Origin of the sequence: Sneathiella aquimaris (genome assembly GCF_026409565.1) — a bacterium.
Taxonomy (GTDB): Bacteria; Pseudomonadota; Alphaproteobacteria; order Sneathiellales; family Sneathiellaceae; genus Sneathiella; species Sneathiella aquimaris.
Map to the genome: position 1 here is coordinate 926,682 of NZ_CP112881.1, position 23,408 is coordinate 950,089.

20 protein-coding genes and 1 riboswitch are annotated in these 23,408 nt (G+C 48.8%); of the genes, 18 read left to right on the top strand and 2 right to left on the bottom strand.

From position 1 onward, the window contains the following. Positions 1-16: 16 nt before the first annotated feature. Entirely contained in the window at positions 17-1,057 is a 1,041-nt protein-coding gene (cobT, locus tag OIR97_RS04270; RefSeq protein WP_169546393.1) for a nicotinate-nucleotide--dimethylbenzimidazole phosphoribosyltransferase, read from the bottom strand. 113 nt (positions 1,058-1,170) lie between these two features. Here cobT and cobU point away from each other — a divergent pair, with 113 nt between their 5' ends. From cobU to cobF, 3 genes are all read left to right on the top strand, one after another. Next, positions 1,171-1,722: a bifunctional adenosylcobinamide kinase/adenosylcobinamide-phosphate guanylyltransferase gene (gene cobU, locus OIR97_RS04275; protein WP_169546392.1), complete on the top strand. Its 552-nt coding sequence runs from the start codon at positions 1,171-1,173 to the stop codon at positions 1,720-1,722. A gap of 62 nt (positions 1,723-1,784) precedes the next feature. Then, positions 1,785-2,006: riboswitch (cobalamin riboswitch) on the top strand. Positions 2,007-2,039: 33 nt separating this feature from the next. After that, on the top strand, positions 2,040-2,717 hold the full coding sequence (locus OIR97_RS04280; RefSeq protein WP_169546391.1) for an energy-coupling factor ABC transporter permease: 678 nt from the start codon (positions 2,040-2,042) through the stop codon (positions 2,715-2,717). Positions 2,718-2,785: 68 nt separating this feature from the next. After that, on the top strand, positions 2,786-3,538 hold the full coding sequence (gene cobF, locus OIR97_RS04285) for a precorrin-6A synthase (deacetylating) (RefSeq protein ID WP_169546390.1): 753 nt from the start codon (positions 2,786-2,788) through the stop codon (positions 3,536-3,538). A 38-nt stretch (positions 3,539-3,576) separates the two neighbouring features. Here cobF and OIR97_RS04290 read toward each other — a convergent pair whose 3' ends face one another. Next, positions 3,577-4,572, bottom strand: coding sequence for a hypothetical protein (locus OIR97_RS04290; protein WP_169546389.1), 996 nt, complete (start codon positions 4,570-4,572; stop codon positions 3,577-3,579). 267 nt (positions 4,573-4,839) lie between these two features. Here OIR97_RS04290 and OIR97_RS04295 point away from each other — a divergent pair, with 267 nt between their 5' ends. The 15 genes from OIR97_RS04295 (at position 4,840) to OIR97_RS04365 (ending at position 23,353) form a co-directional block, all read left to right on the top strand. Further along, complete coding sequence (locus OIR97_RS04295) at positions 4,840-5,463, top strand: TetR/AcrR family transcriptional regulator (protein WP_169546388.1); 624 nt, start codon at positions 4,840-4,842, stop codon at positions 5,461-5,463. A 147-nt stretch (positions 5,464-5,610) separates the two neighbouring features. After that, positions 5,611-6,777, top strand: a complete 1,167-nt coding sequence (locus tag OIR97_RS04300; protein ID WP_219821780.1) for an efflux RND transporter periplasmic adaptor subunit — start codon at positions 5,611-5,613, stop codon at positions 6,775-6,777. Positions 6,778-6,844: 67 nt separating this feature from the next. Then, positions 6,845-9,985 carry an efflux RND transporter permease subunit gene (locus OIR97_RS04305; RefSeq protein ID WP_169546387.1) on the top strand — a complete coding sequence of 1,047 codons (3,141 nt, stop codon included), beginning with the start codon at positions 6,845-6,847 and terminating at the stop codon, positions 9,983-9,985. Between the two features lie 211 nt (positions 9,986-10,196). After that, positions 10,197-11,201 (top strand): ArsJ-associated glyceraldehyde-3-phosphate dehydrogenase, encoded by a 1,005-nt coding sequence (locus OIR97_RS04310; protein ID WP_169546386.1) that lies wholly within the window; start codon positions 10,197-10,199, stop codon positions 11,199-11,201. 15 nt (positions 11,202-11,216) lie between these two features. Then, the gene (arsJ, locus tag OIR97_RS04315) at positions 11,217-12,428 is read left to right on the top strand and encodes an organoarsenical effux MFS transporter ArsJ (RefSeq protein WP_219821779.1); all 1,212 of its coding nucleotides are present in this window, start codon (positions 11,217-11,219) and stop codon (positions 12,426-12,428) included. Between the two features lie 34 nt (positions 12,429-12,462). Continuing rightward, positions 12,463-12,930: a YtoQ family protein gene (locus OIR97_RS04320; protein ID WP_169546384.1), complete on the top strand. Its 468-nt coding sequence runs from the start codon at positions 12,463-12,465 to the stop codon at positions 12,928-12,930. 150 nt (positions 12,931-13,080) lie between these two features. After that, the gene (locus OIR97_RS04325) at positions 13,081-13,851 is read left to right on the top strand and encodes an IclR family transcriptional regulator (RefSeq protein ID WP_169546383.1); all 771 of its coding nucleotides are present in this window, start codon (positions 13,081-13,083) and stop codon (positions 13,849-13,851) included. Between the two features lie 73 nt (positions 13,852-13,924). Then, positions 13,925-15,517, top strand: coding sequence for a flavin-containing monooxygenase (locus OIR97_RS04330; protein WP_267177789.1), 1,593 nt, complete (start codon positions 13,925-13,927; stop codon positions 15,515-15,517). Positions 15,518-15,627: 110 nt separating this feature from the next. Then, entirely contained in the window at positions 15,628-15,945 is a 318-nt protein-coding gene (locus tag OIR97_RS04335) for a TraR/DksA family transcriptional regulator (RefSeq protein ID WP_169546382.1), read from the top strand. Between the two features lie 386 nt (positions 15,946-16,331). Then, complete coding sequence (locus tag OIR97_RS04340) at positions 16,332-17,975, top strand: thiamine pyrophosphate-binding protein (protein ID WP_169546381.1); 1,644 nt, start codon at positions 16,332-16,334, stop codon at positions 17,973-17,975. A gap of 270 nt (positions 17,976-18,245) precedes the next feature. Continuing rightward, complete coding sequence (locus tag OIR97_RS04345; protein ID WP_169546380.1) at positions 18,246-18,791, top strand: biotin transporter BioY; 546 nt, start codon at positions 18,246-18,248, stop codon at positions 18,789-18,791. An 18-nt stretch (positions 18,792-18,809) separates the two neighbouring features. Continuing rightward, on the top strand, positions 18,810-19,487 hold the full coding sequence (locus tag OIR97_RS04350) for an energy-coupling factor ABC transporter ATP-binding protein (protein WP_169546379.1): 678 nt from the start codon (positions 18,810-18,812) through the stop codon (positions 19,485-19,487). Beyond that, positions 19,484-20,101 carry an energy-coupling factor transporter transmembrane component T family protein gene (locus tag OIR97_RS04355; RefSeq protein ID WP_169546378.1) on the top strand — a complete coding sequence of 206 codons (618 nt, stop codon included), beginning with the start codon at positions 19,484-19,486 and terminating at the stop codon, positions 20,099-20,101. The genes OIR97_RS04350 and OIR97_RS04355 overlap by 4 nt, the downstream gene beginning before the upstream one ends. After that, a complete protein-coding gene (locus tag OIR97_RS04360) occupies positions 20,067-22,220 on the top strand; it encodes an AMP-binding protein (protein WP_169546377.1) in 2,154 nt (717 codons plus the stop codon). The genes OIR97_RS04355 and OIR97_RS04360 overlap by 35 nt, the downstream gene beginning before the upstream one ends. Next, on the top strand, positions 22,217-23,353 hold the full coding sequence (locus OIR97_RS04365) for a thiolase family protein (RefSeq protein WP_169546376.1): 1,137 nt from the start codon (positions 22,217-22,219) through the stop codon (positions 23,351-23,353). Before OIR97_RS04360 ends, OIR97_RS04365 begins: the two co-directional genes overlap by 4 nt. Positions 23,354-23,408: the final 55 nt, after the last annotated feature.

Below are 23,408 nucleotides of genomic sequence, written 5' to 3' on the forward strand. Positions count from 1 at the left end.
GTATGCTTCGGTGTCTTTAAACGGTTACCTGCGCACTCTCAAAGGTTGCCATGTCATTATAGAAGGCACCAGCCGCCCTTAAAAGTGGCAAAGCAAGGGCCGCGCCGCTACCTTCTCCCAACCTCATTTCAAGATCAAGGAGAGGGTCGGCTTTCAGCGCGTCCAGAACCATTTTATGCCCCTGTTCCTGCGATGCATGCGAGAAGATCATATAGTCCCGTGCGGCGGGGGCCATCATACAGGCAAGAAGGGCGGAGGCTGTAACGATGAAACCATCTACTAGAATGACCGTTTTGTTCTTTGCACATTCCAGCATGGCACCGCATATCTGCGCAATTTCAAAACCGCCCAGTTCCTGCAGGATCACCACAGGGTCTTCGCTTGTGACACGGGATACTGCCTCTGATACCAATGCCGTTTTTCGGCGTAATTGCTCGTCAGTGATGCCTGTTCCGCGGCCCACCATTTTTTCCGCGGTTTCATTCAGCGCCGCAGCACAGACCGCCGCTGCGGTCGAGGTGTTACCAATACCCATTTCACCAAAGCCGATGACATTGCTTCCGGCTTTTATCTGAAGACTGGCAATATGAGAGCCCTTGGTCAGACAGAATTCGAGTTGGTCCTCGCTCATGGCGCTTGTAGAACTGATATCATTGGTGCCGAGCCCGGCCGATTGATCGATCAGGTCGGCCATTCCTTTCAACGGAAATTTGATACCTGCATCAATAACCTTGAAGGCCATATCGTTGGCTTTGCAAAAGACGTTGATCGCTGCGCCGCCATTAAGAAAGTTCGCCACCATCTGTTGCGTGACTTCACTGCCGGCAATGCTGACACCCTGTGCCGCAAGGCCATGATCTGCGGCAAAAACCAGCATCATGGGATGATTGATGGTTACTTTTTTGCTACCCTGAATTTTCGCCAATGTCGCCGCAAGCGTTTCCAGTTTTCCAAGTGACCCGGGAGGTTTTGTCTTCTGATCAATATTTGCCTGGATCTGCGGCAAATTTTTCAGTGAGACGGGAGTAATGCCGTCGATCAGGTGGGCGATATCCATAAATTCAATTCCGTAACAAGAAGAAGCGTAACATATTTGTTATAAGGCCTGTTGCGCGGGCTGCATATCCTTTACATTCTTCAGCATTCATTTTGTGTTTTGAGGCATCGGGTATGAAACTTCATTTTATTCTGGGAGGCGCACGGTCAGGCAAAAGTGGCTTGGCCGAAAGGCTTGCTGATTTTCTGGGTAAAAATGTCTGCTATATCGCAACAGCAACTGCGTTTGATGAAGAAATGACAACCCGAATAGAGCGCCATAAAGAGCAGAGGCCCTCCCATTGGGTGTGCCTAGAGGAGCCGACCAAACTGGCGCAGGCCATTGGCAAGGGGTTTGAAATATCGGATATTGTGTTGGTGGACTGCCTGACCCTATGGCTTAGTAATCTGTTGTTCACTGAAGACAGCGAACAACTGGAGACAGAAAAACGATCATTTTTGTCTCTGATTTCTGACTTAAAAGGATCGCATTCCGATAAACATCTTATCCTGGTGAGTAACGAAACGAATATGGGCGTGATTCCAATGGAAAAACTGACCCGTCAATATTGTGATTTGGCCGGTTGGCTTCATCAGGATATCGCCAAATTGAGTGACACAGCCATACTGGCGGTTGCCGGATTGCCGCATGTCCTTAAAGGAAACTGGCCGGAAGAGATCGTCTGACGTCGGCTGGCGACCCCCAGATGCGTGCGAATATTCTTGCGTCTCATATTTTTAGTTGATACGAAGAGTAGTTATCACGTGGTTTCCAAAGTGTGTGCAAAGCATTCGGGAATGAAACGGGAATGAGGATCGGATGGACCTATTTCAGGCATTCAAAGCCTCAACCGCCCCCGCGACTGTAGGTGATGGTTGGTTTTCAGATACCACTGGCCTTTTTAAGGCTGGGAAGGGGATGACCAGCAAAGATCATGAGTCAGGATACCGGCCACTAACTGAAACTGTACCCATACCGTCGGGTGGACGGAGAGGAGAAAAAAATGCATATCGAACCTGGAATAGTAGACAGTACAAAAATTGCCCTGAGTTACGCGACTGCCGTTGGCGCCATTGGTGTTGGCTTGAAATTCGCATGGGACACAATAAAAAAACAAGGGCCCGTCTCTTTGATCGGTCGAAGTGCCGCCGCCACTGCGCTGGTTTTCTCATTCTTCGAAGTTTTGCCACATTACCCGGTTGGCGTTTCGGAAGTTCATTTTATTCTTGGATCAACATTGTTTCTGATCTTGGGAGCGGCTCCTGCTGCGTTTGGACTGGCCTTCGGTCTGTTGATACAGGGTCTCTTCTTTGCACCGTTTGATTTGCCACAATACGGCATGAACCTGACGACATTGCTGGTTCCGCTATTTGGTCTTCAGTATCTTGCGAAACGCATCATTGCGCCAGATACCGCTTATGTCGACCTCACTTACAAACAGACATTCGCATTGTCGACTGCCTACCAAGGCGGCATTGTTGCCTGGGTGACTTTCTGGGCCCTTTACGGATCTGGATTTACGGCAGAAACCTTAACCGGTGTTACAACCTTTGGCGCAGCCTATATGACTGTGATCCTGATTGAACCTCTTGCTGATTTGGCTGTTTTGGCAATCGCAAAAGCAAGCCGTAATTTTGCAAATGGTGGAATGGTTACAGATCGTCTTCACAACGGCGCCTGATTTATAAGACATCATTGAATGTTGAGGCGGCCTTATCGTGTTAAGGCCGCCTTTTTTATGGGGACAGTATGCTAGAATTATCGCTTGTTGGCATTGGGACCGGAAATCCAGAACATCTAACTCTTCAGGCTGTGCGTGTCCTAAATCAAATGGATGCAATCCTGATACCCCGTAAGGGAAAGAAAAAAGATGAGCTGGCGGAAGTCCGCAGAGGTATTCTTGCCGATATTCTCGATAATCCTGCAACAAGAATTATTGAGTTTGATCTGCCTGTTCGTAATCCGGAAATTGTGGATTATCAGGAAAGAGTAAACGCCTGGCATGATGAAATTGCTAAAATCTGGCTGCATGTGCTTCAAGCTGAAGTCGGGACAGCCGGCAAGGCGGCCTTTTTGATCTGGGGCGATCCCGGATTGTATGACAGCAGCCTTCGAATAGCGTCTCGCCTTCAGTCGCAGACACTGATCAAGATTGAGGTGGTTCCGGGCATTACGGCAATACAAGGCCTGACGGCATCCCACAATATTCCGCTTAATGAACTGGCCGAACCTTTTCTGGTGACCACTGGACGGCAGTTAAGGGAGCGGGGCTGGCCAAAGGATGTTGAAACCGTTGTTGTTATGCTGGACGGTGAAAATTCATTTCAGTTTTTGACGGAAGAGGCGCTGTCCATATGGTGGGGTGCCTATGTGGGAATGGATAAAGAAATAACCCTGTCCGGGCCGCTGGAAGAGATGGGGGACCAAATTATCGAACAGCGAAATAAAGCGCGTGAAGTGAATGGTTGGGTGATGGATATTTACATTCTTCGCCGGACTTGACCCTCAATCTTCTGTTTTTTAGGGCGTATCAGCGATCCTTAAATCTTGGTTGGTGTTGACGGAGAGGGTGGGCTTTCTTTGTATTTTGTTAGCCATCCATACAAAGGAGTTGATGCAAGCGGGGTTAAGTATATTGGAAACTGAGCCAGCGCAATAAACAGGAGAAGAGATGTCACGGTTTCGGGGGGAAACGTCGCGAGAAAGAGGGCGGCGTTGCGGTTGCCAGCCATTAGAGCGACGGCGCCTTGGGTTGGTGAAATGAGGCTATTCCTCGGTTTTGAAATTTTCCTTGAGGCCACGAAGACAATGAGAAACAGCAAATGTATACCCCAGTTGGCAAATAGGGCCGCGCTCAAGTTCTCAACAAATGCGTCCATATCATCAAAGGCATGAAGACCGATGCCGTTCATGATAACGATTGCAAAAATCAACATAATCAACGCTGACACGCCATCCATCAGCTTGTGATAGCGAATAAGCCTTGTTTCTCCTATGGTTTTTCGAAGAAAAATGGCGAGAATAATGGCCAACGAAATGGTCAGAAGAAGCCGGGAGAGAAGGGAGAGCGGGTCAAGGTTAAGAGGCAATTCCAGAAGGTAGAGGGTAATTAAAGGCACTGTAAACGGGACGATTAAAGTGCCAACAACCAATATATTCAGAACCAGTGCATCATCCAGTTTGAGAAGTGCCGCCATGCTCGGTGCAGAGGCAAGCGGCGGGGCGCAGGCTACAAGAACAAGGGCAATATGAAGAACTGGGGAAAGGCCAATGAACTGACACGCAAGATGAATAATCACCGGTAGCGCAATCATCAGTAAAAAAAGCAGTCCTCCCAATTTGATCGGGTTTTTCAAATGAGATAATACTTGCAGAAGGTCAACACGGATCATTGCGGTTGCAAGCAAAAGAACCACAAGAACCTGCAATGCAGGCGCAACGATCTCGCCAAAATTTGGCAGAAACAATCCAATAAGAACACCAAGGGCAAGGATAAGCCTTGCCTGTTGTCCGAAGAAGGTGAAAAAAGTGATCATTGAAATCTATTGCCTGATGCGCGAGGGCCTTTATTTGGCCGGCTGTGTTTAATGCAGAGTTGGTTGGGCTCACTCAGTTAGGGCGGTTCTAAAGTTTGCGAAACCTGTGTCGCATGGTTGCAACGAGCATAGAAAGATACTTGTATTCACGCAAATATTCTTATCTGCAACAGACGGACAAAAGAAAGTAAGGCTTCTGGTGCCCGTCCCTTGAAAATGTACCGTACGGTATGTAAATGGTTCAAAAGGACAGCGCGATGGAAAACAATGAGAAACCCGGAACGGACTAAAGAAAAATTGCTGAATACGGCCATTCATCTGGTCAGCAGGAGTAGCTATCACGAAGTGGGCGTCAATGAAATTTGCCGATCTGCGGGGGTTACCAAAGGCGCTTTCTATCATCATTTTGACTCTAAAGCGGACCTGTATTATCAGGCCGGAAAACACCATTGGGACGTTTCGAAACCAGACTTTGACAGGATTACATCCGCGAAATTTACACCGCAGGAGCATCTGCAGAATCTCGTTGATATGATTATGGATCGCCATCTGGTAGAGGAAGGACCCTTCACGCCGGATGCGCATAGCTGCACAATATTCAAGACGAGTAGCCATGTGAACGCTGCAGAACCCAAAGTCATACAATGTGCCGAAGAGCTTTCCGCAGAAATCATGAAGCATCATACACTGATGATCCGGGGCCTTCAGCGGGCAGGCATGCTGGCGGAAGACGCCGATCCTGAACGTGTAGCCCGCCTGCTTTATCACTTTATCCAAGGCGTGATTACCTTTGCACCGATGTTTCACAATGACGTTGATCTGAGAAGAGACTTGATTGAAGGCATCTACCGCGTTGTTGGCTTGAGAAAAGAGTATCAAACGATTTTGTGATGCTCATCCCGGTTTTGTGATCGAAAATGTAAGACCGGTCACAGAAGAAAGAATTGGTTTCATTCTAATCTTGAAATCAGACCTCCTGTTATGTACTTCCCCTAATAACATACCGATCGGTATCTTCAATTAAGGGTGTTTTTTCTGATGAAACGGCTATCATTTACAAAACTGATATTTGGTGTTGCTTTGCTCGTTACTGGCGCGGTTGCAATGCAATTTATTATGTTCAGCCCCTCCTCAGCTGAAGCCGAGGGCGGTACGCCGCCAAAGGCGCCGCAAGCTATGCCTGTAACTGTTAAAAATGTTGAGATAGAGCAGGTCCGCTTGTGGAGTAGTTACTCCGGGCGTTTGAAGGCAGTAGAAGAAGTGGCATTGCGCCCGCAAGTGAGCGGTGCAATCGTGGACGTCCGTTTTGAAGATGGCCAGAAAGTTCACGCCGGAGATATTCTGTTCGTGATTGACCCGCGTACCTTTGAAACCGCAGTGAAGCAGGCAAAAGCGGAACTGGATGCTGCCCGGCAAAATCTGACGCTGGCAAAAAAGGAAAAAATGCGGGCTCAGGAGCTTGTGGACAAAGGAAATGTTTCCAAGCGTGTTTTTGATGAGCGGATAAATGCTTATACGGTTGCTGCTAGCCGGGTCCGGCAGTCTGTTGCCGCGTTGGAACAGGCACAGATTGCCTTGGATCATGCCTATGTTAAATCTCCAATTAACGGGCGGGTTAGTCGGGTGGAAATCACCCGCGGCAATTATGTTAATTCAGGGCCAAACGCACCTGTATTAACGACCATCGTTTCAACTGATGACATCTATGCCGATTTTGAAATCGACGAACAGCGGTATGTGGCGTTGCTTGGCAGCACGGACAAAAAGAATTTAAGCAAGGTCGTTATTCCGGTAGAACTTCAGGTCGGCAATGGCACCATGATTCAAGGCGTTGTGCACAGTTTTGATAATCGAATTGATCCGAATACGGGAACGATACGAACGCGCGCTATTTTTGAGAATAAGCAGGAAAATCTGGTGCCGGGCATGTTTGCCAAAGTCAATATCGGAAATCCCGATCCCGTGCCGCTCATAATGATTTCGCCCGACGTCATCAATACCGATCAGGATCGTAAATTTGTGTATGCGATCTCCAAAGACAACACGGTCGAATATCGGCAGGTTGTGTTGGGCGCGTCTCAGGATGGCAAGCGGGTTGTTACATCTGGCCTGTCGGTGAATGATCAAGTCATTGTCGAAGGTCTGATGAAGCTTCGGCCCGGAATGCCGGTGGCGCCAAAACCGGTTCAAAAAAGTCAGTCCTAGTTCCTGGCGCGTCTCAACCTTATTTTCAGTTACCGACCTCACGGCCGTTTATCTTAAAGGTATCGGAATGCATAACCTATCCCGTTTTTTCATTGATCGGCCCATTTTTGCGGGTGTTCTCTCAGTCCTGATTTTTGTAGCCGGTGCCATCGCAATGATGAAGTTGCCGATCTCTGAATATCCAGAGGTTGTCCCCCCGTCAATCGTTGTTCAGGCTCAGTTTCCGGGTGCTAATCCGGCTGAAATTGCCGAAACCGTTGCGGCGCCACTTGAAGAACAGATTAATGGTGTTGAGGGAATGCTCTACATCAATTCTCTGGCGGCGACAGATGGCGGCCTGTCTTTGACGGTGACGTTTGAAATCGGAACGGATCCGGATCTTGCCCAGCAAAAAGTTCAGAACCGGGTATCGCAAGCTTTACCGCGATTGCCGGAAGTCGTACGGCAGTTGGGCGTAACAGTTGTAAAAAGTTCGCCAAATTTGACAATGGTGGTCCATCTGCGCTCGCCAAACGAACGATATGATATGCTGTATCTTCGCAATTATGCGACGTTGAACGTGAAAGACAGGTTGGCCAGAATTAACGGAATCGGTCAGGTCAGTCTTTTTGGTTCTGGTGATTATGCGATGCGCATATGGCTCAACCCTGACAAAGTGGCCGAGCGCGGCCTGTCCGCGATTGACGTCGTGAACGCTGTCCGTTCCCAGAATATTCAGGTTGCCGCAGGAACAATCGGGGGACCGCCCTATGATGATAGTGTGCAGGTTCAGATGCCCATTAACGTTCAGGGGCGTCTGAAATCCCCGGAAGAGTTTGCCAATGTTATCATTAAGCGGGAGGAGAGCGGTATTATTACGCGACTTGGGGATGTGTCTCGTATCGAGCTTGATGCCCAACAGTATGCGTTGCGGTCCATCTTGGATAATAAGCCCGCTGTTGCTATTCCAGTTTTTGCCAGCCCTGGATCAAATGCATTGGATATATCCCGGGATGTCCGCGCTGCAATGGCCGACCTTAAACAAGGTTTTCCAGAAGGCGTTGATTACAGTATCGTTTACGACCCGACCGTATTTGTACAGGATTCTATTAAAGCCGTCATCATGACGTTGCTAGAGGCGGTGGCTCTGGTTGTCATTGTTGTCATCGTCTTTTTACAAACATGGCGGGCGTCGGTTATTCCGTTGCTGGCAGTGCCGGTGTCCATCGTTGGTACATTTGCACTGATGTTTGTCTTGGGTTTTTCAATTAACGTTCTGTCCCTCTTTGGCCTGATTTTGGCAATTGGCATTGTTGTGGATGATGCGATCGTTGTTGTCGAGAATGTGGAACGAAATATTGAAAGGGGCTTATCTTCCCGGGACGCGACATTGGCCGCAATGAAAGAAGTGACAGGCCCAATTGTGGCGACGTCACTGGTGATAACGGGCGTTTTTGTTCCCATTGCCTTCATCAGTGGATTAACCGGTCAGTTTTATAAACAATTTGCGCTTACAATTGCCATCGCAACCGTTATTTCAACGATTAACTCGTTGACCCTGAGCCCGGCATTATCGGCGTTGCTGCTTAAAAAGAAAGACGCGCCAAAAGATGTCCTGACCCGCGGTATCGACTGGCTTTTAGGCTGGCTTTTCCAAGGATTTAATAAATTTTTCAATCGCACGACGGGGGTGTACGCGAAAGGAGTGAAGGCTGTTGTTGGGCGCAAGGCCATTATGATGGGCTTGTTTGCTCTTTTGCTTGGCGTAACCTATCAAGGCTTTCAAACGATCCCATCGGGTTTCATTCCTATTCAGGACAAACAGTATCTGGTGAGTTTTGCGCAATTGCCTCAAGGCGCAACGTTAGAAAGAACAGAAGATGTCCTTCGGGAAATGTCAGAAGTTGCCCTCAATGAACCTGGCGTAAAGAGTGCGGTTGGCTTCCCCGGATTGTCGATCAATGGATTTGTCAATAGCTCCAGCGCAGGTGTTTTGTTCATCACATTGGACGACTTTGCAGAACGGACAGACCCGGGCCTGGGCGGTTTGGCGCTTGTTGGCAAATTACAGCAGAAATTCGCCGCGATTGAAGAAGCGTTTGTCGCCGTTTTTCCGGCGCCACCGGTACAGGGAATGGGGAATGTTGGTGGTTTTAAATTGCAGGTTCAGGATCGCGCTAATTTAGGATATGTGGCGCTGGACAATGTCATGAAAGAAGTTCAGCAAAAAGCATGGGCGGCCCCTGAGCTTGCGGGTGTTTTCAGCAGTTACAACATCAACGTGCCTCAGCTTCAGGCCAATCTTGACAGGACCAAGGCCATGCAACTGGGTATTCCTGTACAGGAAGTGTTCCAGACAATGCAGATTTATCTGGGTTCTTTGTACGTGAATGACTTCAATCAATTTGGCCGAACCTACCAGGTTATTGCTCAAGCGGATAAAAAACACAGATCATCCCCGGATGATATCCTGAATTTGCAGACCCGAAACGAAGAAGGCAATCTTGTGCCGCTGGGAAGTGTTCTGACCGTTACCGAGACATTTGGGCCAGATACGGCAATGCGATATAACGCTTTTCGTTCCGCAGATCTGAACGGAAATGCGGCTCCCGGTTATTCCAGCGGGCAAGCGCAGGATGCGATAACCAAAATTCTGGACGAGACCTTACCGCGTGGGATCGATTACGAGTGGACCGAGCTTACCTATCAGCAAATCCTGGCGGGGAACACGGCAGTTTATATTTTCCCGCTGTGTATTCTTTTGGTTTTTCTGGTTCTTGCAGCCCAGTATGAAAGTTTGGCGATCCCCTTTGCGGTTATCCTAATCGTACCGATGAGTATTCTTTCGGCCTTGATCGGGGTCTATATTTTTGGCGGCGACAATAACATCTTTACGCAGGTCAGTTTGTTTGTCTTGGCAGGGCTTGCGTCAAAGAACGCCATTTTGATCGTTGAGTTTGCCCGTGAACTGGAAAGAGAAGGACGCTCTATCGTAGACGCCGCTGTTGAGGCAAGCCGTCTGAGGCTTCGGCCTATTCTGATGACATCCTTTGCATTTATCATGGGCGTGCTGCCCCTTGTTGTGTCATCTGGCGCAGGGGCGGAAATGCGTCAGGCAATCGGTGTCGCTGTTTTCTCCGGTATGTTGGGTGTGACATTTTTTGGCTTGTTCCTGACCCCGGTTTTTTACGTGCTTGTGCGAAAAATCAGCAAACAGAAAATCGCGTAATCTGATTTCCAAAATCTGGAAAAGAGTGATCAGGCCGCTTCTCTATTAACGGAGTGGCGGCCTTTTTTGTTCAGCAAGACCAATGAAACCGGTCACAAAACTGTCTTTAAAAATACATTGTATGTAAGCAGAGTCCTCTGTAAGAGTTGAAAATGTTGGGCTGCCGGGGATGTGTTGATTGGCGCGCGTATAAAAAACCGTGAGAGAGAAAATGACTATCAAGGTTGGGATTAATGGGTTCGGCCGGATGGGCCGATTGGCTCTTCGGGCCGCTTGGGATTGGAAAGAAGTTTCTTTTACACAGATCAATGATCCTGCCGGGGACGCAAAAACCTTCGCGCATCTGCTTACGTTTGATTCTGTTCATGGCATTTGGCACCATACTGCCGATTCCCGGAATGATCGCATTGTGGTTGACGATCAGCCAATCCTGTTCACCCAAAATTCAAACATTGGAGACACCGATTTTTCTGAATGTGACGTTGTCATTGAAGCGTCGGGACAGAATAATAAGAAAGAAAAGCTGCAGGCCTATCTTGATCAGGGTGTCAAACATGTTGTCGTGACGGCACCGGTCAAGGAAGAGGGTATTCTCAATATCGTAATGGGGGTAAATGACGGGCTGTATGAAGACGGTCAGTATCCGATTGTAACCGCGGCGTCCTGCACTACAAATTGTCTGGCGCCAGTTGTCAAAGTTATCCATGAAAATTTTACCATCAAGCATGGTTCGATGACGACAATTCATGACATCACCAACACTCAGACCATCCTGGATGCTCCGCATAAGGATTTGCGAAGAGCCCGCGCCTGTGGATCCAGCCTTATCCCCACAACGACAGGCTCAGCCACGGCGATTACACATATATTCCCGGAACTGAAAGGCCGGCTCAACGGTCATGCCATTCGGGTGCCGCTGGCAAATGCGTCTTTGACAGATTGTGTTTTTGAAGTAGAGCGTAAAACAACGGTAGAGGAAGTGAACGCTGTTCTGAAGCAGGCTTCCGAGACAGATCTGAAAAATATTCTGGGTTATGAAGAGCGTCCCCTTGTGTCTGTCGATTACCGCACGGACCCGCGTTCCAGTATCATTGATGCGCTGTCCACCATGGTTGTCAACGGCACACATATAAAAATTTATGCGTGGTATGATAATGAATGGGGATATGCCAATCGTGTTGTTGAATTGATGCGTAAAGTGACCAATGTTCGTTAGCAGAAGAGGATGCCTATGAGCAGAACCCTACCGGCAGACATCAAGCAGTATTTTGTCGTTACCGGTAATTATTGGGCATTTACGCTGACAGACGGTGCTCTGCGTATGCTGGTGGTTCTATATTTCCATGAGCTTGGATATGCGCCTTTGCAGATCGCGTTTCTTTTTCTGTTTTACGAAATTTTTGGTGTTGTAACCAATCTTATCGGAGGCTGGTTAGGGGCGCGTTTGGGTCTCAATCGGACCATGAATATTGGGCTTTTTATGCAGATCGTCGCCTTATCAATGCTGGTTTTTCCAATATTTGGTTTAACAATTCCCTGGGTGATGGCGGCGCAGGCTCTTTCTGGGGTTGCCAAAGATTTAAACAAGATGAGTGCCAAAAGCGCAATTAAGATAGTTGTGTCCTCGGATGCCCAGCATCAATTATTTAAATGGGTTGCCATTTTAACAGGGTCGAAGAATGCGTTAAAAGGGGCGGGTTTTTTCTTGGGTGGGGCCTTGCTTGCCGGGCTCGGTTTTACTGCAGCAAACGCGGTTATGGCCATTGCTTTGGCCCTTGTCTGGCTTGCCAGCCTGATATTGTTGAAAAAAGAACTGGGCCGCGCAAAAAATAAGCCGAAATTCAGCGAAATTTTCTCAAAAAGCCAGGCCATTAATTATCTTTCCGCCGCGCGTCTTTTTCTGTTTGGCGCACGTGATGTTTGGTTTGTTGTCGCACTCCCCGTTTTTATGGCTGAGACCCTTGGTTGGAGTCACTGGGGCGTCGGCAGTTACCTTGCCTTGTGGGTTATCGGATATGGTGCCGTTCAATCTGCAACACCGTATCTGACAGGTCGGAAAGTGAATAGACCACCGGGTGTGTCAGAGGCCATTGTTTGGGCCCTTTTTCTAATCACTGTTCCAATTTTGATTGCCGGTGGGATGGTTACGGGATGGAACCCTGAATGGCTGATTACACTGGGGCTGGCGGTTTTCGGTTTTGTTTTTGCAATAAATTCCTCGCTGCATAGTTATTTGATTGTTGCATTTGCAAGTGAAGATGGCGTTTCTCTGGATGTCGGCTTTTATTATATGGCAAATGCCATGGGCAGATTAATAGGGACGATGCTGTCTGGATGGGTGTATCAGGAATATGGACTGGTGTTATGTTTGTTGGTTTCTGCCAGTTTCATATCGATGTCCGCACTCTGTTTATTGCCATTGCGAAAATATCCGCTAGGTTAAACGGACAAGAAACAGTTACCTGCAGGAAAAGAAAATGATTGAACGATTGTGGACAGTATATCTGTCTGGTGAAATTCATACGGATTGGCGTGAACAAATCGAAGAGGGTGCGAAGAATGCGGGGCTGCCAGTGGAATTCGTCTCGCCGGTGACAATCCATCAGGATAGCGATGATTGTGGCGTCGCAATTTTAGGAGAGGCCCCTAGCGATTTTTGGAAGGATCAAATGGGGAGTCGAATGAACGCGATCCGGACCCGGACATTGATTGAAGAGGCGGATATCGCTGTTATTCGGTTTGGTGATAAATACCGCCAGTGGAATGCTGCCTTCGATGCCGGTTTTTGTGCCGCGATGGGAACACCGTATATTACCTTGCATGATGAGGCTGTTAATCATGCTCTCAAGGAAGTAGATGGAGCCGCACAGGCCGTTGCAAGTGATCCTGCACAGGTTGTTAAAATCCTGAAATATGTCATCACGGGTCAACTGGACCGCACCTAACTTTAAGTTTTCCGGGCGGGATGTGTTCGCGCATTGCGCTCGGTCTTCCTTACAACCAAACAAAAATTTTAAAATCCTGAATTCAGAATTGCTTTCGGCTGTGTTTTTGAAATACTGCTTATCTCTTTTGATACGGATATCAAATTTTGTATGGAAAATAACAGTACGAAAAAAGGTGTTAAGCCGGTCGGCGCTGCCAAACTGACAATTGATATATTGCGGGCGCTTTCTAATCGGCGCGGAGGGATTGGCGTCACACCCCTTGCGGTTCAGCTGGGTCGGTATCCCGGAACAGTCTATGCGGTTCTGAAAACACTCCAGCAAGAGGGGATGGTCGAATTTAATGCCGCGACCAAAACTTATAGCCTTTGTTTAGGCGGTATCCTTGAACTGACGGGTAAAATGCGGGAAGAACAACTGGCGAAGCGAATTGAGCCAGAAATGAAATCTGCCGCCGATCAGTTTGGTGTTTGCTTGTATTTAAGCCAGCATGTGCGCCAGGACTATATGGTGATTGTCGCCTGTGCCCTTCCTGACTTGCCGATGGGTCTTTACGCGAAGGTTGGAACGCGCTTTCCAGCTCGTTATGGCGGTGCGGGCCGACTTTTGGCCGGTTGGCAAAGCCTGGATCCAGACGATCTTCGGCGGGCGTATGACAAGCACCGATGGGCCGGAACCCAACCCGCATTCGAGGTGTGGGCGGAGCAGGTGCGTCAGGATAGAATGGCCGGTTTTGCCTATGAAGAGGAAACCTTGCCTGAAGGACTGGCGACCGTTGTTGCCCCGATCAGTGTGGACGGTAAGCCGGTAAAATATATCATCAATGCCATCGGTCCACGGGGCGATATTGCCCATGGAAAACTTCCTGAAATTGTTGAAATGGTAAAGAAGCTTGCGCAAATCGCGGCAGAGAAGAGTTAAATTTCGGTTTTCTCAATCAGAAGACGCTGATAGGCTGAATGAAACTGCTAATAAGAAAAACAAGGAGCAGGTTGTGGCAAAAAATTCAATGCTGGATGTTATCATTGTCGGTGCTGGTTTCGCCGGGTTGTTTATGCTTCACCGAATGAAGCAAAATGGGTTTGCGGCCAGAATTATTGAGGCAGGCGATGGTGTCGGGGGCACTTGGTACTGGAACCGCTATCCCGGCGCCCGTTGTGATGTGGAAAGCACGGAATATTCCTATCAGTTTTCAGATGAATTACAGCAGGAATGGGACTGGAGTGAACGCTATGCCACGCAACCCGAATTGCTGAACTATGTAAATCATGTCGCGGACCGTTTTCAACTACGGCCACATATTCAGCTTAATACACGGGTAACACAGGCCGTTTTCGATGATGAAAACGAAATATGGTCTGTGTCTCTGGATAGTGATGAAAAATTATCAGCGCGTTTTTGCGTTATGGCGACAGGCTGTCTATCGTCCGCAAACATCCCTGATATCGATGGCCTGGCTGATTTTAGCGGAGAGGTCTATCATACAGGAAACTGGCCGCATCATCGGGTGGATTTTTCCGGGAAAAAAGTCGGTATTATTGGAACCGGATCTTCGGCTATTCAGTCTATTCCGGTCATCGCTGAGGATGCCGGACATTTATATGTTTTTCAGCGAACGCCCAGTTATGCTGTTCCTGCACATAACAAACCGTTGGATGATGCTTACCGTGCGGCGGTAAAAAAGGAATATCCAGCTCGGCGGGAGGCTGCACAGCAAACTCGCTCAGGGATGCTGTTTCAAGTGAACCCTGAAGATGCAATGACGGTCAGTGAGGCGGACCGGCGAGCTGAATATGATCGGCGGTGGAAAGACGGGGGACTGGCTTTTTTAGGGGCGTATAATGATCTTCTTGTCAGTCGGGACGCGAACGATACGGCGGCAGAGTATATACGGGAAAAAATTCACGAAATTGTTTCAGACCCTTCAGTTGCAAAAGCCTTGTCGCCCGATACTGTTGTGGGGTGCAAACGTTTATGTGTGGATACCGGGTATTACGAAACCTATAACCGGTCCAATGTCTCGCTAGTTGATGTTAAAGCGTCGCCCATTGAGCGGATTACAGAGCAGGGTCTTAGAACACAAGCTGAAGAATATACGCTGGATACGCTGATTTTTGCGACTGGATTTGACGCTATGACAGGGGCCCTTTTAAAGATTGATATTCGCGGCCGTGGCGGACGTTCGATCGCGGAAAAGTGGGAAGAAGGGCCAAAGACCTATTTGGGTTTGGCGATGGCTGGATTTCCAAATCTGTTTATTGTTACGGGACCCGGAAGTCCATCGGTCCTGGCCAATATGATGCCATCGATTGAGCAGCATGTGAATTGGATCACGGATTGCTTGACCGATATGCGGGCAAAAGGGCGCGCTGTGATTGAAGCTGATCAGGTTTTTGAAGAAGATTGGGTCTCTCACGTGAATGCAACGGCTGGTAAAACCCTGTTCCCGACCTGTAATTCTTGGTATCTGGGAGCCAATATCCCGGGTAAGCCCCGAGTTTTTATGCCGTATCTGGGATATCCTGCCTATGTCAAAAAATGCAACAATGTTGCCGCCGCTGACTATGAAGGTTTTTCGTTCGCCTGACGGAACTATTCGTGAAAGACCGCTTGTCCCTTTGATTTCCATCAAAGCGTTCCCTAACTTTGTTGAGATACCCTGATCGAAGTGGATAACTTGTTTACAGGAGGAGTGGAATGTTGGATGTCGCTGCAATTGAGCAAGAGCTGAAGTTGCGCCTGAGCACACTGAAGGACCGTGTTACAGAAATGGAAACGACCTTGCGGCAGGAACATAGTGCCAATTTTCATGAACAGGCAACCGAGCGAGAAGACGAAGAAGTTGTTGAAAGGCTGGAACAGGACGCCCTTGTTGAAATTCAAGCCATCGAAAATGCCTTGCGCAATATTGCAAACGGTCGGTACGGTCTTTGTACGGAATGCGACGCACCAATCGGCGAGCAGCGATTGAAAGTGTTACCCTATGCAAGTCGCTGTATCCAGTGTGCGTCCTGAAACCCGGTGACTCGGTTTTGGTTCTGCTTTAACCCAAAGAATTTTACGAACCCCGGGCATTTCATGCGCTGACGGGGAATATTTTTTTCGGAACCATCGAGCGTTACAGAAATTGAGAGGTTGGGCGCGTGCCTTGGAATATGCCCAATCATTTTGCGCCGTTTCTTTGTTTTAGGAGAACGTCCATAAATCCGCCTCAGATCCGCATCCGGTCGCTCTGTCGCGAGCCTGTGCCAAAGGCTGAATTCTGGATGAAGCGGAGATGTCTCGGCAGTTGGCCTCTACCTTTAAAAATCCGTAAAATGACTGTTTGATAAATTTGCTCAGCGTTCTATTCTGCATTTCACAGCGTCTGGCGAAAATTGCAGAATAAAGGAACTGGCAGCATGAAAACCGGTGGACAGATAATCGTTGACTGCCTTGAAGCACAAGGGGTGGAACGCGTTTTTTGCGTGCCCGGCGAAAGTTATCTCGCCGTCTTGGATGCTTTGCATGATAGCCAGATCGACACTGTGGTTGCCCGTCAGGAAGGCGGAGCCGCGATGATGGCTGAGGCTGACGGTAAATTAACAGGGCGCCCAGGCATTTGTTTCGTGACGCGGGGGCCTGGTGCCACCAATGCAACATCGGGCGTTCATGTGGCAAAACAGGATAGTACTCCGATGATCCTGCTGGTCGGACAAATTGGCAGGCGAATGCGCGGACGAGAAGCTTTTCAGGAAGTGGATTATCGTCAGACCTTTGGCGATTTGGCTAAATGGGTCGAAGAAATTGATCATGTCGACAGGATTCCTGAAATACTGTCGCACGCCTATCACGTTGCCATGAGTGGCCGGCCGGGACCCGTTGTTCTTGCTTTACCCGAAGATATGCTTACTGAGCAGGCTGATGTGACCGCAGGACCTTATGTCGAGGTTGCGGAGCCTGCCCCAATGGAGCAGTCTTTGGTCGCGATAGAAACGTTATTATCTGAGGCGGAGAACCCACTACTTATTGTGGGGGGAAGCCGATGGAACGAAGAAGCCGTTGCAGGGCTCACAACGTTCTCTGAAAACTGGGGATTGCCCGTTGCCTGTTCTTTCCGCCGTCAGCAATTATTTGATCATTTGCATCCTCATTATGCTGGGGACGTTGGCTTGGGGATCAATCCTGCTTTAAAAAGTCGTATCGCCGAGAGTGATCTGGTTTTATTGCTGGGCGCGCGGTTCTCGGAAAACCCAAGTCAGGGCTTCTCATTGTTTGGCATTCCAAAACCAAATCAGAAACTGATCCATATCCTAAGTGGTGCCGAGGAGCTAGGGCGCATTTATGTACCCGACGTGGCTGTCAATGCAACGCCCGGAACGTTTTTAAGCGCGATGAATGCGCGACCTGCGGTCAAAACCGCAAACCAAACGGCTGAAGCAGCTCATAAAGCATACCGAAACTGGACGGACAGTTTGCCTCAAACCGTGGGTGATGCTCAGATGGGGCACGTAATGGAGGTGCTTCGGGATATGTTGCCGTCTGATGCAATCATGACAAATGGGGCCGGGAACTTTGCTATCTGGTTACATCGGTTTTGGCGATTTCGTCAGTACGGGACACAATTGGCGCCAACATCGGGTTCCATGGGCTACGGCTTGCCAGCAGCGGTTGCTGGAAAGTTGCGGTATCCGGAACGTGAGGTTGTCTGTCTGGCCGGAGATGGCTGTTTTCAAATGACAATGCAGGAATTTGGTACAGCCGTTCAATTCGGTGCGAAAATCATTGTGTTATTGATTGATAATGGTGTGTATGGAACCATTCGAATGCATCAGGAAAGAGAGTATCCTGCGCGAATTTCCGCAACAGACCTGCAAAATCCTGATTTTGCAATGATCGCGACAGCCTATGGCGCTCATTCAGAAACCGTTGCCAAAAACGAAGAATTTTTGCCGGCTCTGGAACGTTCTCGAAAATCTGGTAAAGCGGCCCTTATTCATATAAAGACCGATCCGGAAGCAATTACACCAACAACAACTTTGACTGATCTTCGAAACAGCAGGTAATATCGGCACCACTAATTACAGGAAAAATCTGAAAATGAGTTTTCAGATTGAGCTTTTGTACCCTCTGGTTGAACCGATTGGCTAAAATATAATGTATGCCTGAAAGTTGGTTTTTTGCTCTGGACACCAGGGAGGGCGGCCCTTACAAACAGGCCAATTCTGGGTAACGGGTGGAAGCCTTATTTTTGCTTCGATTGATCGCTAATCATCCAACGTCTATTTTCTGAGTGGACGCTGAAGCCCGGCATATTTTTTTAAGGTTGTTGTTTTATGAATACAAAAGACATCGTGTATATCGCTCTTTTTGCCGCGTTAACTGCTGCATTGGGAATTTTTCCACCGATTAATATTCCAGCCCTGGGCGGGGTTCCGATTACGGCGCAAAGTATGGGCCTTATGCTTGCTGGTGGTATTTTGGGGGCGAAGCGGGGCGCGCTGGCTATGGTTCTGTTCCTTGTTCTGGTGGGGGTTGGCTTGCCTCTTCTTTCCGGTGGGCGCGGCGGTTGGGGAGTCCTTGTCGGGCCCAGCGGCGGTTTCCTTTTTGGATGGGTGATTACGGCTTTCGTGATTGGCAGCCTGATCGAAAAATACTGGCTCAGACTGAATTTTGTACTCGTGGCAGCTATTTGCCTGTTTGGAGGCGTATTCCTTCTATACGCGATCGGTATTCCATGGTTGGCCTTTGCGGCTAAAATACCAGTCGAGAAAGCATTTTTTGGTGCCATTGCGTTTGTGCCCGGTGATTTGGTCAAGGTTGTTCTTTCAACGGCAATCATTGTGGCCGTGGGGCGTTCCTATCCCTTAATTACCCGATGATTGGCGCGGGGCAGTAAAATGATTTGCTTCAATGACGTCACTATCAGACTTCAGGATCGCGTCATTCTGGACGATCTTAAGGTTGAGTTGTCGGAGAAGCGAATTGGCATAATCGGCCTAAACGGTTCGGGTAAAAGCACGTTTGCCCGCTTGATAAATGGTTTGCAGATACCGTCAAGCGGGTCAGTAACAGTCAATGGATTTTGCACTAAGAAAAAAGGCCGTCAGGTACGGCGACAGGTTGGGTTCGTTTTCCAAAATCCCGAAAACCAAATTGTCTATCCAACGGTTGAAGAAGATCTGGCCTTCGGGTTGAAGAACCTGAAGATCGAAAAAACTCGTGTCCGCGAGATCATAAACGAAGAGCTGGACAAATATGATCTGTCCCATCTGGCGAGCCGGTTGACACATCAGCTAAGCGGCGGTGAAAAACAGATGGTAGCCCTGATCGGGGTTTTAATTATGGCGCCTCAATATCTGGTCATGGATGAGCCAACAACGCTTCTGGATCTTAAAAACAAAAATCGACTGATGTCCGTTATTTCAGGATTGGAACAGTCTGTATTGCTTGTGACGCATGATCTGGACTTGTTAAATGATTTTGACCGGGTTTTATGTATCCATGATCAAAAACTGGTCGCGGACGGATCACCTGCAGAGGTAAAGAAATATTATCAGTCCCTGTGTGGCCTATGATCAGCCTGTATCATCATGGGGATACCGTTTTTCACAAATGCCCTGCGGGTGTCAAACTGCTGGCGTTGGTGGCGCTTTGCACGGGTGTATTCGTTTTTGAAAGTATCTGGAGCGTAACCGTCGCTCTGGTCTTGGTTCTAAGCCTTTACCCTTTGGCCCGTTTGCCTCTGAAATCGCTGTCAGATCAATTGCGACCAATGATGATTTTGCTGCTGATATTATTTCTGGCTCAGGGGTTGATTAATACCTGGTCAATGGCGGTGTTTATAAGCGTTCGGTTTGCAGCTTTAATCCTCGCGGCCGGGTTTGTCACCTTGACGTCTCGGACATCTGATATGATCAGCGCTCTGGAAACCCTGTTAAGGCCATTTTCCCGCTGGCTAGCTGTTGAGAAAATAAGCCTGGCATTGTCGCTCGCCATTCGTTTCATTCCCGTCATTGCCGATGTTACCCGTGAAGTCAAAGAGGCTCAGCGGGTTCGTGGCTTGGAAAGAAGCTTGTTTGCGGTCGCGATGCCTGTAATTATCCGGACCTTGAAAATGGGGACGCATATCGCCGAAGCGTTGGACGCGCGCTCTTTTGACAGTATTGATCGCAAAGGGAAAAATGATTGACGGCCTGACAGAACAGAATTGGCAAAATGTGCGAACAGTTATTGGCGCACGGCGATCAGTTCGTCGATATTTGAATAGAAACGTCTCCCGCGAGAAGATTGAGGCGCTTTTGGATATTGCACGGTGGGCACCCAGTGGCGGTAACCTTCAACCCTGGACAGTGCATGTTGTCGAAGGAGCCGTTAAAACGCGGTTGGAGACTGAGTTAAAAGCCGCTTTTTTTGATAAAAAACAGGCGCCGGAAGATCAGTATTCTTACTATCCGAATGATTTTACAAAAGATCAGCAGGCCTTGCGTCAACAAGCAGCACGCTCATTGTTTGAAGCGCTTGACATCGGCCCACGCGATGTAAAAAGAAAGAGGGAAGAGCAAGCGAGAAACTACGGTTTCTTTGGGGCCCCTGTGGGTATGATCTTTACAATTCCTAAGAACATGGAACAGGGCGGCTGGCTCGATACGGGAATATTTCTCGCTCATCTGATGATTGCGGCGCAAGCCTGCGGACTGGCAACCTGCCCGCAGGCAAGTTTTATTTCATATCACAATGTGGTCAGAAAGGTCCTTGGATTGAGCACTGATGAAGTGGTTCTGTGCGGTATGGCGCTTGGATATGCTGATGAAAACCATCCTGTTAATCAACTAACCACCAAACGGAAATCGGTTGAGGCGATAACCGTTTTTCATTCAGATATCCCCGGCCAGCAAACGATCGATTGCAGAATACGCAAAAATACTGAAGATTTTTCTGGTAAAGCCGCACTTTTCATGGATGGCAAGCCCGTTAGCTGGCAATTGCTTGACCGGAATATTCAGGATCATCTGGCGGTTTTGTCTCAACAAAACAAAGGTTGTTCGGCCTTGTGTCTGTGTCTGCCAAACGGTCTGCCTTTTATATATTGGTTTCTGGCGGGCGTTAGAGCCAGGCTCAATGTTCAAGTTATGGATACTACTTGGCCGCCAGAAAAGTTGAATGCGGCTTTGTCGATTATTGAACCAGGATTTTTTGTTTCAACAACAGAACGGGTTCAACAGCCGCAAAAATCGGTTGCAACAGAGGTTCGAACGAACGTTTCCGATGCTTTTTACACTGGCTTTACGTCAGGCTCCACAGGGCTTCCAAAAGGATTTGTTCGCTCGGAACAATCCTGGCTGGAAAGCTTTGTCTGTGACAACGAAGAATTTGGCCTTTCTTCTTTCGATGTGATCGCCGCGCTGGGTCAATTCTCTCACTCCCTTCCTTTGTATGCTGTCATTCGCGGATTGTATGAGGGCGCGACTAGCTTATTTTATTCACATTTTCGACCAGATCGGATCCTGCAGGATTTGAAAAAGCAGGAAGCGACTGTGATCTACGCTGTCCCCACCCAGCTTCTTGCATTATGTGATGCGGCGCCTGATGGTTTCGTAATGAGCAGCGTCCGTCTGGTGCTCTCGTCTGGAGAGAAATGTTCTGACCTGTTGAAAAGGAGGCTCAAAAAACTGTTCCCCCAGTCTCAATTTGCGGAATTCTATGGTAGCTCCGAGCTTAGCTATATTACCGTAGCCAAAGAGACGGAAAGCCCTCCTGCAGGATCCGTAGGGCGCGCTTTTGGCCCTGTTGAAATCGACATTCTTGATGATCAGGGATGTCCGGTGAAAACTGGGGAGAGCGGTCGTATTCGGGTTAGAAGTCCATTTCAGTTTATGGGATATGCTGGACAGAAATTAGACGCGCCCGTCGATCGTGGATTTTTTACTGGGGATGCGGGCTATCTGGATTTACAGGGATTTTTGTATTTAACGGGCAGAACCGACCGAATGATCAATGCCGCAGGCCGAAATATTTTTCCGGAGGAAATCGAAACGGCACTTCTGCGACATAGTGAAATATCCCGGGCCGCCGTGTTTGGCCAAAAAGATGCCAAACGGGGACATCGGATTGTTGCGGTTCTCAAGCTGACAGAAGACAGGTTGGCGGTTTCTTCAATCCGGATCTTTTGTCAAAAATACTTAGCCCCTTACGCGGTCCCCCATCACTTTTATCTGTGTGAAAATTGGCCCCAGACGCCTTCGGGAAAAACAGATTTTCAGGCCCTGCATTCGTCGCTATTGCAGTCGCAGCTTAAGGAAATGTCGTGAATAAGGTCTATATGATCGGCGCAAAGCGGACGGCCGTCATCCCGCGTGGCGGCGCATTTTCTGCGATAGAGGTTAAGGATTTGGGGGCGGTGGTCCTGAACGCGCTTTTGGCCGACGCCGGCATGGATACTGAAAAGGTGGATCTCGTGGTCATGGGAAATGCGTTATATGGCGGGGGAAACCCTGCTCGGGTAATCGGCTTGCAGGCGGGATTGCCAGACGGGATACCCGCTCTTACGATCGATACTCAATGCTGTAGTGGTCTTGATAGCATCGGTCTTGGTTACGAAAAGATCAAATCAGGCAAGTCGCATGTTGTCCTGGCGGGCGGGGCGGAAAGCTATAGTCGATCTCCCCTCAGAATGCGCCGCCCTCGAACACGTGAAGAAGAGCCGCTCCCTTATGATCGACCGCCTTTCACACCTTGGGCGGACCGGGATCCTGACATGTTGGAGGCATCGGCGAAAGAAGCTGAGATCAAGGGGATTTCTTCGGAAATGCAGATCGCTTGGGCCGTTGAAAGTCATGCCAAGGCCATGAAGGCCAGAGATTGTTTGGCAAGTGAAATAGTCCCAATTAATGAAGTGATGCAGGACGCCTTTAGCCGACATCTAAGTCAGAAAGTATCTCAAAGGCTCCAACCGATTGTCGGAGATAAGCTGACCGGGTTGAACGCAGCGACTGTTTCGGTTGAGGCAGATGCGGCGGCAGCGGTGTTGCTGGTCAGTCAACGCATGATTCAAAATATTTCGCCGCAGGGAACAGTCCTGGAAATAGTGGATTATAAAATGACAGGCGCCTCGCCGATGGTGCCGATGAACGCCATGGCACTAACCGTGAATGAGCTGTTGAAAGCAAATCAGCTTGATCCAGACAAGGTTGCGGTCGCCGAGTTAATGGAAGCCTTTGCCGTACAAATGATCGAATTTAAAAAGGCTGTGAACATGAAGGGCGATCGCATTAACCGCGGTGGCGGCGCGTTGGCTCGGGGGCATCCTATCGGCGCTTCTGGCGCGGTAAATATGGTTCGGCTTTGGCATGAAATGCAAAAGGAGGCGGCCGGTACCTATGGGATTGCCGCGATCGCCGCTGCTGGCGGGTTGGGCGCGTCAATGTTAGTAAAATCTGTATAAAACTCGGTTCTTGCCCCGGTTCTTTTCCCTCTATACTCTGCCTGATCCAACATGC